At 42.6% G+C, this 13,946-nt stretch carries 9 protein-coding genes; 6 read left to right on the forward strand and 3 right to left on the reverse strand.

The features are described from left to right. Nucleotides 1–3: 3 nt before the first annotated feature. From tpiA to DQQ10_RS03780, 3 genes are all read right to left on the reverse strand, one after another. Complete coding sequence (gene tpiA / locus DQQ10_RS03770) at nucleotides 4–768, reverse strand: triose-phosphate isomerase (RefSeq protein WP_112745429.1); 765 nt, start codon at nucleotides 766–768, stop codon at nucleotides 4–6. Nucleotides 769–879: 111 nt separating this feature from the next. After that, a complete protein-coding gene (gene gldB, locus DQQ10_RS03775; RefSeq protein WP_112745430.1) occupies nucleotides 880–1,902 on the reverse strand; it encodes a gliding motility lipoprotein GldB in 1,023 nt (340 codons plus the stop codon). Between the two features lie 24 nt (nucleotides 1,903–1,926). Continuing rightward, nucleotides 1,927–2,415, reverse strand: a complete 489-nt coding sequence (locus DQQ10_RS03780) for a DUF6702 family protein (RefSeq protein WP_112745431.1) — start codon at nucleotides 2,413–2,415, stop codon at nucleotides 1,927–1,929. Nucleotides 2,416–2,626: 211 nt separating this feature from the next. Between DQQ10_RS03780 and DQQ10_RS03785 the strand changes: the two genes are divergently transcribed. The 6 genes from DQQ10_RS03785 to DQQ10_RS03810 all read left to right on the forward strand — a co-directional run bounded on the left by DQQ10_RS03785 (nucleotide 2,627) and on the right by DQQ10_RS03810 (nucleotide 13,935). Further along, complete coding sequence (locus DQQ10_RS03785) at nucleotides 2,627–3,211, forward strand: HupE/UreJ family protein (protein WP_112745432.1); 585 nt, start codon at nucleotides 2,627–2,629, stop codon at nucleotides 3,209–3,211. A 31-nt stretch (nucleotides 3,212–3,242) separates the two neighbouring features. Next, nucleotides 3,243–5,465, forward strand: coding sequence for a M1 family metallopeptidase (locus DQQ10_RS03790; protein ID WP_112745433.1), 2,223 nt, complete (start codon nucleotides 3,243–3,245; stop codon nucleotides 5,463–5,465). Between the two features lie 32 nt (nucleotides 5,466–5,497). After that, nucleotides 5,498–7,726: a M1 family metallopeptidase gene (locus tag DQQ10_RS03795; protein ID WP_112745434.1), complete on the forward strand. Its 2,229-nt coding sequence runs from the start codon at nucleotides 5,498–5,500 to the stop codon at nucleotides 7,724–7,726. A gap of 114 nt (nucleotides 7,727–7,840) precedes the next feature. Beyond that, nucleotides 7,841–10,030: a M1 family metallopeptidase gene (locus tag DQQ10_RS03800; RefSeq protein WP_112745435.1), complete on the forward strand. Its 2,190-nt coding sequence runs from the start codon at nucleotides 7,841–7,843 to the stop codon at nucleotides 10,028–10,030. Between the two features lie 213 nt (nucleotides 10,031–10,243). Continuing rightward, entirely contained in the window at nucleotides 10,244–11,533 is a 1,290-nt protein-coding gene (locus tag DQQ10_RS03805; protein ID WP_112745436.1) for a peptidoglycan DD-metalloendopeptidase family protein, read from the forward strand. Between the two features lie 104 nt (nucleotides 11,534–11,637). Then, complete coding sequence (locus DQQ10_RS03810) at nucleotides 11,638–13,935, forward strand: patatin-like phospholipase family protein (protein ID WP_112745437.1); 2,298 nt, start codon at nucleotides 11,638–11,640, stop codon at nucleotides 13,933–13,935. Nucleotides 13,936–13,946 lie beyond the last annotated feature (11 nt).

Genomic DNA, 13,946 nt, shown 5'->3' on the forward strand with positions numbered 1-13,946 from the left:
TTTTTAGTTTGCTCCTTTAATTACTTCGGTGAAGTCGCGCGACTTTAATGAAGCTCCACCTACAAGACCTCCATCAACATCTGGGCAGGCAAACAATTCTTTTGCATTTGCCGCATTTACGCTACCACCATAGAGGATGATAATTTTATCGGCAACCGCTTGACCATATTTCGATGCAAGATGTTTACGAATAACGGCGTGCATGTCTTGCGCTTGTTGTGCACTTGCAGTTTTACCAGTACCGATTGCCCAAACAGGCTCGTATGCAATCACCACTTTTTCAAGTGAAGCAGCATCAAGGTGAAAAAGCGCTTCTTCAACTTGTTTTGTCACCAAAGCTTCATGTTGGTTTGCTTCTCTTACTTCAAGCGGCTCACCACAACAAAAAATTGGCGTTAGTCCGTGCTTCAGTGCTACATCCGTTTTCTTTGCAAGAAGTTTTGCGTCTTCACCGAAAAATTGACGACGCTCGCTGTGCCCAAGGATTACATAAGGAATACCCAATGACTTTAACATGGGAGCAGAAACTTCACCGGTGTAAGCACCCCACTCATGTTCACTGCAGTTTTGCGCACCGAGTGCGATACGCGAATTATTTCCGAGCACACCTTTTATGGCGGTTAAGTATGGGAAAGGAACACAGAAAATTACTTTAGCATTACCGCGAACTTCGTCGGCTACCATTCCGCTAACCTCAGAAGCAAGAATGTTTGCTTCCTCGAGCGTTTTATTCATTTTCCAATTTCCGGCTACAATTTTTTGACGCATGGGTATTTAGTTTTCGCAAAGATATAAATCGGACGGTAAGAAGTAAGAGCAATTGATAAGTTAAGGCTACTTGGAAAGAAATCAACCGATTCCTTCCTACTGCTCGTGAGGTTATTTTTTTTGTTTCGGTTTATAGTGTGAGTCCTTAAAAAGTTTTTGCGCATCACCAACTTGCATCAATTGTTGAAGCGTCATCTCCGGATGAGAATCCATGTATGCTTTTACAATTTGCCATCCGATGAATAGACCAATTCGTCCAGGACATTTCTCACCTACCTGCGTTGTGATAGGGCGTTCGCCTAAGTAATTCCGTTTATCTTCATTACTTGTCGAGAAAAGTATTTCATCTTGCACGAAGCGCGCCCAAATTAGATCTTGATTATTTTTTGAACCCGCCATCTCCTGAGGCGTGTACCAGATAAAAGTACTATCCGGAACACAAGGCAACATATGTTTCGCGAAAGCAAACGCTTTGCCGTAAGAAATCATTTCCGCTAAAACAGTTTTGTCCTTTACATCTGTTGCGTTGAATCTTGTGTCGATTCCATACACCAGCATAAGTGACGCTACGATGTCCTCGGGGTCATATTTCGCGAGCTGATAATCGTATACACGCGGACGATATTTCCCCTCCTTACCAAGGAAGAAATCCAGGCTCACGATAATCACAGAATCAGAAACAATCATATCAGTATCGAGCAAGCCAGATATCATTGTCTTTACTTTTGGCGGATTGAAGTCCGGGTAGTAATGTTTGAAATTCGAAAAAGCCTGATTGAACTGTGCCTTCAATGTCGACAAATCACCATGAATGCGTTTCGTTTCAATCAATAGACTGTCGAAAGCGTTGCTGCTAAAACGTTTGTAAAGTGTGTTGATAAAAACGGAATCACCTGGGTACTCCCCACGTCGAAGCATGAAGTCACGAATCAACGGCTGTCGCGTTAAAAAACTAACGAGTTGTTCTTTTGATTGGATGGCAGCGATGGTGTCTTCAAACTGTTCGAACTCTATCGTTAAAGGAGTTACCGACGGCTGTGGAGCACATTCATTTTCATCTTTTGAATTGCATCCGATATGGAGGGCGGCGATGGAAATAAAAGCGGCGAAACTGGCTAATGATCTGAAGTGCATTACGTAGAAGTACTCTGTTTAGAATTATTTAACGTCAAAGGTAAGCTTATCCGTCAAATGATCCTTCGTCAACCGCATACTCTTTACATCATCGTATAGCGTTACGTGCACTAAATTGGATTGGTCGTCAAACATTTCGGTTAATAATGAATTGGTCGTCTGAATGGTCTTCCATTTTTTAACCTTTTCAATTTCTATGTAAAATATGAAAGCATCTCCATCGCGCTCATGACCAAGAAAGTGGATCACTTGAGCCTTTCCATCCAAGCTAACTTTCAAGTTTTCGTTGTAATAAGCTGTCATGAGTTGATTGACAGTTTCCTTCGGAGCAGCCAGAATATCAAAGGTCTGATTGCCGGTTCGCTTTCGTAATGTTTCCTCTAAATCGTCGGCAAAAATCCGCGACATGATTTCGAGTGACTTATTCTTTTCATTGAATTCGATTTCGGTTACCGACACATGAAGCGGGTGTACAAAGAGAAAGCTTAAAAGACAGGCGATCACGGTTTTCATAGTCTACTATTTCGGTCAGCTTTATTTCAAAAGTTATTCCAAGATGCCCAAAACACTGTAAGGTATTTGAATTTTCAGAATCGGGCGCGAATTTTTAGTTGAAAGGTCAATTGAAGGGAAACTGTCTGCGCTTATTGTTTTACCGTTCGTTAAAAATTGGTCCGCGAAATCAAAATTATCCGCTATACTTGGGGTTCTTCAACAAAAAACAATGTTTAGGACTTACTTTGAACTCGGACGCGAGCACATTCTCGATCTTGAGATGGGATATGATCACATCCTCTTTATCGTTTCGTTGTGCGCGCTCTATACTATGCGTGATTGGAAAAGGGTGCTCATTCTTGTAACGGCATTTACGGTAGGCCACTCCATTACGCTGGCATTGTCGGCACTTGAAGTAATTAAAGTCAATACGAACTGGATCGAGTTTTTAGTCCCAGTAACCATTTTTATTACGGCAGTGTCTAACCTTTTTAAGGACGAAGAGAATTTAGGCGACCGGAAAATTCAGATGAATTATCTGTACGCGCTCTTTTTTGGGTTGATCCATGGCATGGCTTTCTCTAATCAGTTCCAAGCAATTTTGGGGAGGAACAGAAGTATTGTATCCCAGCTTTTTGCCTTTAATATTGGTATTGAAGTAGGCCAGATAATTATCGTTGTTATCTTTTTGACCGTGACGTTTATTTTAGTGGATTTACTAACCCTGAACAGACGGGATTGGAAAATGGTAGTCTCCTCAGCTGTTGCCGGTATGGCTTTGATGCTCATTAAGGAACGATGGCTCTGGGACTAAAAGAAAATTGAATAACTCTTTAACCGACAATATGAAACGACTAGTAATAGTGGCCCTTTTGGCTATTACGCACACAGCTTTGGCGCAAGACGCACCGAAGTGGAAAGGTAAGTTTGAACAACTCGACCAAAAGCTGCCGACACCAAACGAATATCGCAGCGGATCCGGAGCCCCCGGTCCGAAGTACTGGCAACAAAAAGCAGACTACGTAATCAACGTCGAGCTTAATGATGATAATCAAAGCATCACGGGTTCAGAAACAATCACCTATACCAACAACTCACCCGATGTACTGAAGTTTCTCTGGCTTCAGCTCGATCAAAATAATCTTGCCAAAGGAAGTATGACAGAAGCAACTCGCACTTCTGCCGTGAGGGATTCTGCTGCCGTAAAAGTTGCCGCATCGACATTCAACTTGTACGATTTTGATGGTGGGTTCAAAATCAAATCTGTAAAAGCGACGGATGGCTCTGCGCTTCCATTTATCATCAATTATACAATGATGCGTATTGATCTTCCGCAGCCACTCAATCCTGGTCAAAAAGTTTCGTTTTCGGTTGCCTGGAATTATAATATCAACAATGGACTTCATCAGCGTGAGCGAACACAGTATGAATTTTTTCCAGACGACGGAAACTATGCCTATGTTATCGCACAGTGGTTTCCACGCATGTGTGTTTACGATGATTATGAAGGATGGCAGAACAAGCAGTTCCTTGGACAAGGTGAGTTCGCACTACCCTTCGGTGATTACAAAGTTAAAATTACGGTTCCGGCGGATCATATAGTCGGCGCAACAGGATCATTGCAAAATGCATCACAAGTATTGACGAAGGAGCAACTTGATCGTTTTGAGAAAGCGAAGTCGTCGTTCGACAAACCTGTTATTATCGCGACACAAGATGAGGCTGTAGATCGTGAAAAAACAAAGGTGAAAGAGAAAAAGACTTGGGAGTTTCATGCCGATAATGTTAGAGACTTTGCGTTTGCAACTTCTCGCAAATACATCTGGGATGCACAGGCCGTGAAAATCGGAAACAAGACGCCACTTGCGATGTCGTTCTATCCAAAAGAAGGTAATCCATTGTGGCAAATAGAATCTACCAAGGCTGTGAAGAATGCCCTTGAAGTTTATTCGCGCATGACTATCGACTATCCTTATCCTGTTGCAATTTCTGTTCACGCAGCGCATCAAGGTATGGAGTATCCCATGATTTGCTTCAACTATGGTCGGCCTGCAAGAGATGGATCGTATACGCCACAAGTTCGTAAAGGAATGGTCGGTGTAATCGTGCACGAAGTGGGTCACAACTTCTTCCCGATGATTGTGAATAACGATGAGCGCCAAACAACGTGGATGGACGAAGGGATTAATACTTTCGTACAGCTTGTCACAGAAATTGAACGTTATCCGGATATCGATTTTGATCGTGGAAAACCTGCAGCCCTTGTTCCATACTTAAAGGGCGATCAGAATATGATGCGTCCACTGATGACGAACTCTGAGCAGGTAATTCAGTTTGGAGCAGAGCAGTACGCGAAAGCCGCTGCTGGTCTTTTTATGCTTCGCGAAACGGTAATGGGTCGCGATTTATTCGACAGATCTTTTAAAGAGTATGCGCGTCGCTGGGCATTTAAACACCCTAAGCCTGCTGACTTCTTCCGTACAATGGAAGATGCATCGGCTGTTGATCTTGATTGGTTCTGGAATGGTTGGTTCTATACAACCGATGTTAACGATCAATCTATCGATCAAGTAAAGTGGTATAAGATGCGCACCGAAGAAAAATCCATCGAAAAAGATGTCAAGGCTAAGGCTGGTGATCTTTCAGGAAAAGACGGTGACAAGAAGTTCGATAATTTCAACAATGGACCGGAACCTTTCAGCTTGGTGAATACTGATCCAAGAATGTATGGTGAGTTCCGTGGCACGATCGATGATAAAGCGATCATGGGGAAACTTCAAGGTAAAAACATTTATGAAATCACACTCTCGAATAAGGGAGGCCTCGTGATGCCTGTTGTTATACAATGGACATTTAAAGATGGATCTAAAGAGATCGAACGATTGCCAGCGGAAATCTGGAGAATCAATGAAACGAAAGTGACGAAAGTGTTTGTGAAGGAGAAGGAAGTTGAAAGTATTGTTCTTGATCCAAACGTTGAACTTGCCGACGTGAATGCATCCGATAATGTGTTCCCGAAAAAAGAAGGCTCTTCGAAGTTTGGTGACTTCAAAAACAAATCGAAATAATTGACCCCAAAGAATAACTCATGATAAACCCGATGAAAGTATTTGCATTTCTCTCCATGATGTTCCTAGCAGTGGGTGCTTTTGCACAGAATCCTGCTTGGAAAGGTAAGTTCGAGCAACTTGACCAAGTCCTCCCAACACCAAATAGTTATCGCTCTGGCTCCGGCGCGCCAGGCGCAAGTTATTGGCAGCAACGTGCCGACTATGTTATCAATGTAGAAGTTGATGACAACACGCAGTTGCTCACGGGTTCGGAAACCATTACGTATCACAACAACTCACCAGAGACGATGACTTATCTCTGGATGCAACTTGATCAAAATCTTCTCGCGGAGAACAATCTTAGCGCACAAAGTAAAACCGGTGCTATTCGTGATTCTGTTCCTGCCGCATTCTTCCAAATGATGACAGGTGTAAATGTTTCCAACTATAAAGGCGGATACAACATCAAGTCCGTAAAAGACGCTACAGGAAAAGCACTACCTTTTACCATTAACTACACGATGATGCGTGTTGAACTTCCTGCACCATTAAAGACAGGTGAGAAGTTTGTTTTCTCTGTTGATTGGAGTTACACAGAATACAATCGCCAGGAATTTCACCAACGCGGTGGATATGAATTCTTCACAGAAGACGGAAACTACCTGTATACATTCGCGCAATGGTTCCCACGCATGTGCGTGTTCGATGACTACGAAGGCTGGCAGAATAAACAGTTCCTTGGTCAAAGCGAGTTTGCATTGGTATTTGGTAACTATCGCGTTCGCATTACTGTGCCATCCGATCATATCGTTGGCGCGACAGGCTCAATTCAAAATCCGAAAGAGGTCCTTTCGAAGGAACAACTTGAGCGATATGAACGCGCTAAAAAAACTTTTGATAAACCTGTCGTGATCGTTACACAGGACGAAGCAACGGCTAAGGAGAAAACAAAATCGACGAAAAAGAGCACATGGGAGTTTTATGCGGAAAATGTTCGCGACTTCGCCTTCGCTAGTTCTCGTAAATTTATTTGGGATGCACAAGCGGTGAAGGTTGGAGACAAAACGCCTCTTGCCATGTCACTCTATCCTAAAGAAGGTAATCCACTATGGGAAAAAGAGTCGACGAAAGCGATAAAGAATGCACTTGAACTTTATAGCGAGCGCACTTTGGTCTACCCTTATCCAGTTGCATATTCAGTTCACGCAGCAAATCAAGGAATGGAATATCCGATGATCTGCTTCAACTATGGTCGCCCCGGAAAAGATGGCAAATACTCACAACAAACTTTAATTGGTCTTGTGGGTGTTGTTGTTCATGAGGTCGGTCATAACTTTTTCCCGATGATTGTGAACTCTGATGAGCGCCAATGGACTTGGATGGATGAAGGCTTGAATACATTCCTCGAAAAGGAAACTTTCCGTGTTCGTTACCCTGAATTGTTTGACACTCATGGCACACCAAAAGGGATCATTCCTTTTATGAAGGGTGATAAAACACAAATGCGTCCAATCATGGCGCAAGGTGATAACATGCGTGGACAGGAATTCGGTGCAAACGGATATACAAAACCATCTGCTGCACTTACCGTGCTCCGCGAAACCGTTATGGGCCCTGAACTCTTCGATAAAGCTTTCAAAGAATACGCACAACGCTGGGCCTTCAAACACCCTAAACCAGCAGACTTTTTTAGAACCATGGAAGATGCATCAGGTGTTGACCTCGATTGGTTTTGGAGAGGATGGTTCTATGGAACAGAAAATGTTGATGTCGCTGTTGATGAAGTGAAGTGGTTCAAACTAAAAACTGAAAAGACAGATCTCGAGAAGAAAAATGTACAAGTGAAAAAAGGTGACCTTGGCGCAAACAAATCAAATAATGGAACAGACTTTACAAATGGTCCTGAAGAATTCACTTTGTTGAACACACCAGAGCAAATGTATGGCGAGTTCCGCGGTAAAGTCGACGACAATGCCATCAGACAAAAATTGGAAGGCAAGAATCTTTATCAAATTAAATTCAAGAACGTTGGTGGATTAATCAGTCCACTTGTAATTGAATGGACATTCAAAGACGGCTCGAAAGAGATTGAAAGAATCCCTGCTGAGATATGGAGAATTAACGAGAATGAAGTGACGAAGACTTTTGTAAAGGAGAAAGAAGTTGTGAACATCGCACTTGATCCTAACTTCGAACTGGCAGATGTGGACATGAAGAACAACGTGTTCCCGAAAAAAGCGGCTGAGTCAAAGTTCGACCAGTTCAAGAAGAGTAATTAAACGGTAACACTGCAGCGTAAGCAACTACCGGTAGTAAATATCTTAACGCCATCCGTCAATTTAGGATGGCGTTTTTTATTTTCGTTTGCCATATTCGTACAAACCCATTCTGCTATGAAGTTTTTAAAACCTCTCATCGTCTCTTTTCTGATGACGATCACCATCTTTGCACAAGCACAAAAACCGTGGCTAGGAAAATTTGAACAACTTGATCAGTTGTTGCCTACCCCAAATGAATTTCGAAACGGATCAGGTGCACCAGGTTATAAATATTGGCAACAACGTGCCGATTATGTTATCGACGTGGAATTGGACGAGCAGACAAATACGTTAAAAGGAAAAGAAACAATTACATATTTCAATAACTCACCCGAAGTACTGAGTTACGTGTGGCTCCAATTGGATCAGAATGTAAATAAAAAAGGTAACGAAGATTTCGGAAGTCTGTTTGGAAACGTGCGCGATTCTATCCCAGGAAGACAAGTGATGTTCATACTTCGACCGTTGGAATTCGAAGCAGGTTACACGATTGAATCGGTTACGGATAAGAGTGGCAAAGCGCTTCAGGTACTTACAAATAATACGATGATGCGTGTTGACCTCACAAGTCCAATAAAGCCTGGTGAGTCATTTACTTTCAATGTTGCATGGCATTATCCGATCACAGATCGCATTAAATTCCTCTTGTCGCGTGAAGGGTACGAGTCTTATCCAGATGATAACAATAACGCATATCTGATGGGTCATTGGTATCCGAGGTTGTGTTCGTTTGATGATTTTGAAGGCTGGCAAAATCAACAATTTCAAAGACTCGGGGAATTCGCTTTGGAGTTTGGAAATTTTACAGTGAACATGACGGTACCGTCAGATCACGTCATCGCATCGACAGGTGTTCTTCAAAATCCAAAAGAAGTACTCACATCAACACAGCTCGAAAGATTTGAAAAGGCAAAGACTTCATTCGACAAACCATTATTCATAATAACTGTCGATGAAGCAAAACAAAAAGAAAAAACAAAGGCTACTTCAAAAAGAACCTGGCGATTCAAAGCGGAGAATGTGAGAGATTTTTCTTGGGCATCGTCGCGCAAATTTATATGGGACGTGCAGGCGGTTAAACTAAAGAGCAACACGGTGCTTGCGATGTCATTCTATCCGAAAGATGGATTGCCTGTTTGGCCGGAAGAATCTACAAAGGCTGTAAAGAATGCTTTGGAAATTTATTCGGAACACACGTTCGACTATCCTTATCCTATAGCGATCTCGGTTAATACGAGCAACATTGGTATGGAGTACCCGATGATTAGTTTCAATGGCGGGCGTCCACAACGTGATGGATCGATGAGTGCTGCTGCTAAAAAAAGTATGATTGGGACTATTGTGCATGAAGTAGGCCACAATTATTTCCCAATGATTGTTAGCTCCGACGAACGACAATGGTTTTGGATGGACGAAGGCTTAAATACTTTTCTGCAAGAGATGACCGAAGAACAGAGATATCAGTGGGATTCGTCGCCAAAGGATATCGTTCCTTACATGAAGGGAACCAATCAAAGGCCAGTGATGACAGCGGCCGATCATGTTGCACTAACCGAGATTGGAAACAACGCCTACCAAAAGCCAGCGACTGCATTAATGGTATTGCGTGAAACGGTAATGGGTCCTGAACTTTTCGACAAGGCCTTTAAAGAATACTCAAATCGCTGGATGTACAAGCATCCAAAACCTGCCGACTTTTTCCGTACCATGGAAGATGTTTCGGGCGTGGACCTTGATTGGTTTTGGAGAGGATGGTTTTTTACAACCGATCACGTGAACCTGGCCGTGGTCGATGTGAAATGGTTTAAACTAAACAACGAGAAGCGTAAAGGAAGTCAAGCGGCAAAATTGAATATGGATCAGAAACACGATTTCAGCGGTGGACCAATAGCCTTCACGTTGACGGATACACCCGAACAGATGTACGGTGAGTTCCGCGGACGTATCGATGAGCAAGCAATTCTGGCGAAGCTCGACGGTAAGAACTTGTACCAGGTCACATTCAAGAACATTGGTGGGCTTGTGATGCCGCTTGTGATCGAATGGACATACAAAGATGGGTCGAAAGAAATTGAACGGATTCCAGCGGAGATTTGGCGACATAATGAGGCTGAAGTCACGAAAGTTTTTGTGAAAGCGAAAGAGGTCGTTAACATTGTGTTGGACCCGAATTTTGAGCTTGCCGATGCGGACATGTCTGACAATACATTCCCCAGAAAGGTAGCGGAGTCTAAATTCGACCAATTCAAGAAGGCCAAAGATTAGCCGGGAAGTAGCCCAAGTCCAAAAAAACTTACATTCCTGTAAAAAATCTAGAATCTTCGTTGGATTGGAAAAATCCTTTATTGCTTCATGATCAACACTTTACTATTTATTAACTATACTATATCTTTACATCACTGCGCGTCTGACCAGGGTTCAGAACCCAATTTTTTAAGACCGCTTAACTTTTTTGAAACCTTCTAAAAAACTCATGACATGCAAAAACGCTGGTTAAAAATCGGATTATTCCTTGTCGTCATCGCAGTCGCTGTAGTCGGCATGAACCGTTACTACCTGGCTACTATGCCGAGCTCGGTGGCCGCGCAAGATTCGGTAGGTTATTTTCCGCTTCAGGTGAAAGAACCCAGCGTATTATATGGAATGATCGTGGATGATCGCGTTGTGATTGCCGACAAGATCAAGCGTAACGAAGTACTCGGCGATATTTTGCAACAGTACAATGTACCCGCGAAATTGATCCACCAAGTGTCACTTCTCTCGAAGACCATCTTTGATGTACGTAAAGTTGCACCCGGTAAAAATTACACACTCATCTGCAGCCAAGATTCTTCTAAAACCGCAAAGGCTTTAGTGTATGAGCCAAACCCGATTGAGTACATCATCTTCCGATTTGATGATTCACTCAAAGTAGATGTTTGCAAGCGTGAAGTCACAACAGTAGAAAGAAGTATTACTGGCGAGATCAGAACAAATCTTTCAGAGACAATCGAAGAAATGGGAATCTCTCACGAACTCACCAATAAGTTTGTTGATATTTTCGGATGGCAAGTAGATTTCGCACGACTTCAGAAGGGTGATAAGTTCAAGCTTATCTATGAAGAACTTCAAGTTGAAGGCACGACCATCGGAATAAAGCAAATCAATGGAATTTATTTCGAACATTTTAAGACACCTTATTATGCGTTTCCTTTTGATCAAGGTGAAGGTGTGGACTACTTCGACGAAGAAGGAAAAAGCTTACGTAAAGCGCTTCTAAAATATCCAATTGAGTTTACGCGCATCAGTTCACGCTATTCATTAAACCGTTTCCATCCCGTACAAAAGCGTTGGAAAGCGCATTTGGGAACAGACTTCGCCGCACCAACAGGGACACCGATTCGTTCTGTGGGTGATGGTCTCGTGGAAGAAGCACAATACAAATCTAACAACGGTAACTACGTTAAAATCCGACACAACGGAACCTATACGACACAATACCTGCACATGTCAAGAATTGCAGCCGGTGTAACAGCTGGAACACGTGTAAGACAAGGTCAAACGATCGGTTACGTAGGCAGCACAGGTCTTGCGTCTGGTCCACACTTATGCTACAGATTCTGGAAGAATGGTGTTCAGGTTGATGCACTTAAAGCAGACCTGCCGGCATCTCAACCCGTGAAGAAAGACTATCAAGATGCTTTCAACAAGGTGAAAGAAGAATTGACCAACAAACTAAACAGTATTCCTTTCCAGGAAGCAGCTGCTGAACCGATGGCATCACTTTAAAGAATCATTTTTCACATCTGACGTTGATGTACTGGTAATTTTCTTTAACTTTTTCAGTTATAAGATGAAGCCTTCTAAGTTAGAAGGCTTCACTGTTTATCGTCATGAAACGTTTTTTCGTAATCGGTCTTCTCTTACTTCCGTTGTTGGCTTCGGCGCAACGCGTTGGGCTTGTGCTTAGTGGAGGCGCTTCTAAAGGACTTGCACACGTTGGTGTTATCAAAGCGCTTGAAGAGAATGACATTCCGATTGATTATGTAGTCGGTACATCGATGGGTGGCATCATTGGCGGATGCTATGCGGCAGGTATGAGCCCCGCGCAAATCGAGCATATGGTTCTTTCTCCAGAATTCTTAAGATGGGTGAACGGCTCGCCTGAAGAAGGTTATAATTATTACTACCATCAACAAGACATTAATCCAAGTTTCCTTAAACTTTCATTGGGGTTGGATTCAACTTTTAATTTTCAATTCAATTCGAGTATTGCAAACGATGTGTCGTTGAATTTCGTGCTCGCCGAAAAAATGGCGCAAGCTTCCGCGATTTCACACGGCAACTTCGATAGCCTCTTTGTTCCATTACGTGTTGTGGCCGCCGACATCTTTACTCAAAATGAAGTTATTCTTTCGAAAGGATCATTGAGTGATGCCTTACGGGCAACGCAAACAGTACCATTCTTCTACACCCCGATTCGCGTCGATGGCAAGTACCTGTTCGATGGAGGCGTGTATAATAATTTTCCCGTCGACATCGTCCAACGTGATTTTAATCCGGATGTCATCATCGGCGTGAACGTTTCAACAAAAGTGTTTGAAGAATATCCTTACAAACAAGACGAAAAGCTCATCTCAAAATCGTTACTATTCTTACTGCTTGATAAATCGGATCCTTCTCAGGTTCCTGAAACCGGTGTATACATTCAGCCAGATATCGCCAGTTATTCCTCCTTCGATTTTGCAAAAGCAAAAAGTCTTGTTGATAGCGGTTATGCGCAAACCATTCGGCAGATGCCCGATATTAAACGTAAAGTGCAAGCAAGAAGAGACTGTGATGAGCTTGCGGAACGTAGAAATAGATTTACCAGTAAGAGTGTTCCTTTCTTATTTGATGGTGTGACGTTTAATGGATTCAATTCCAAACAACGGATGTACATTCGGAAAACTTTCCGAACGCGTAGAAAGGATGATCCGTTGTTAAGATACTCTGAAGTCCGTCGTGGATACTTTAATCTTGTATCCGATTCATACTTTTCAAATGTCTATCCAAGCATTGTATTTAATGAAGAAAAAAAGACATTTAGTTTGCGCCTTGCAAAGCGTCCTCAACAAAATTTTCAAGTCGACTTTGGTGGTGTAGTGGCAACACGCGACATCAGCAACATCTTTCTCGGGCTAAATTACTATCACTTCGATCGCGTGCTTTCTCGATTCAATGCCAATTTTCAAACCGGAAATTTCTATAAATCAGCTTTACTTCGGACGAGATTTGATTTTCCGTGGCCAGTATATCTCGAGCCTTACGCTTCTTTCGATAGCTGGAATTATCTCGAAAATGACGACCTGTTGCAAGAGACATCAAATAACGCACACACTATTTTGAAGCGCGTCGACCGATACGCTGGTGTAAAATTCGGATTCCCAGTCGAGGCACTTTTCCGGTCGTCTTTTTATGTCGAAGCGTTTAATAATTTAGACCGCTATGCAAACTCAAATGTTTACATCAGCACCGACATTCTTGATCAATTGAAAGTTCAAGGGTTTAAAGCGGGTATTAATTTTTCAGCCAATACCCTAAACAGAAAACAGTACGCCACCGCAGGAAGACACTACGCAATATCGGGTGAATACATTCGCGCGGAGGAAGACTTCAAGCCAGGAAATACCTCTGTACAAACAATGCGTACGCGTAATACACACCAATGGGTCAAAGCAAAGGCAACCGCTGAACAATATTTTGGTGGTGGTCGGTATCATTTCGGATATTTAGTGGAGGGTGTAATCTCAACCCAACCGGTGTTTCAAAATTATTTTGGAACCATTATTCATGCTCCAGGCTTCTTTCCTATTCAAGATAGTCGAACACTTATTCTCCAGAATTTCCGATCGTTCAGTTATGGTGCGGTAGGACTTCGAAATGTTTTCACGTTTTATAATCGTTTTGATTTCAGACTTGAGGGTTATCTCTTCAAACCATTTCGTCATATTCATGAAGGGCTCAGTCAAAAGGCTATTGTGTCCGATGATATTAGGTCGTTGTATTTTGCTGGTTCCGCTGCCCTCGTATATCACTCACCACTTGGGCCGATCAGCCTCAGTACTAATTACTACGATGATGAAGAGAATCAACTCGGCGTGTTATTACATGTCGGGTTCTTGCTCTTCAACAAACATCCTTTTGATTGATATCACATCAC

Source organism: Pseudochryseolinea flava (assembly GCF_003286915.1).
Lineage (GTDB): Bacteria > Bacteroidota > Bacteroidia > Cytophagales > Cyclobacteriaceae > Ohtaekwangia > Ohtaekwangia flava.

Coding starts and splice junctions, on each gene's coding strand:
- tpiA (WP_112745429.1), bottom strand. CDS start 768: ATGCGTCAAAAAATTGTAGCCGGAAATTGGAAAATGAATAAAACGCTC.
- gldB (WP_112745430.1), bottom strand. CDS start 1,902: ATGCACTTCAGATCATTAGCCAGTTTCGCCGCTTTTATTTCCATCGCC.
- DQQ10_RS03780 (WP_112745431.1), bottom strand. CDS start 2,415: ATGAAAACCGTGATCGCCTGTCTTTTAAGCTTTCTCTTTGTACACCCG.
- DQQ10_RS03785 (WP_112745432.1), top strand. CDS start 2,627: ATGTTTAGGACTTACTTTGAACTCGGACGCGAGCACATTCTCGATCTT.
- DQQ10_RS03790 (WP_112745433.1), top strand. CDS start 3,243: ATGAAACGACTAGTAATAGTGGCCCTTTTGGCTATTACGCACACAGCT.
- DQQ10_RS03795 (WP_112745434.1), top strand. CDS start 5,498: ATGAAAGTATTTGCATTTCTCTCCATGATGTTCCTAGCAGTGGGTGCT.
- DQQ10_RS03800 (WP_112745435.1), top strand. CDS start 7,841: ATGAAGTTTTTAAAACCTCTCATCGTCTCTTTTCTGATGACGATCACC.
- DQQ10_RS03805 (WP_112745436.1), top strand. CDS start 10,244: ATGCAAAAACGCTGGTTAAAAATCGGATTATTCCTTGTCGTCATCGCA.
- DQQ10_RS03810 (WP_112745437.1), top strand. CDS start 11,638: ATGAAACGTTTTTTCGTAATCGGTCTTCTCTTACTTCCGTTGTTGGCT.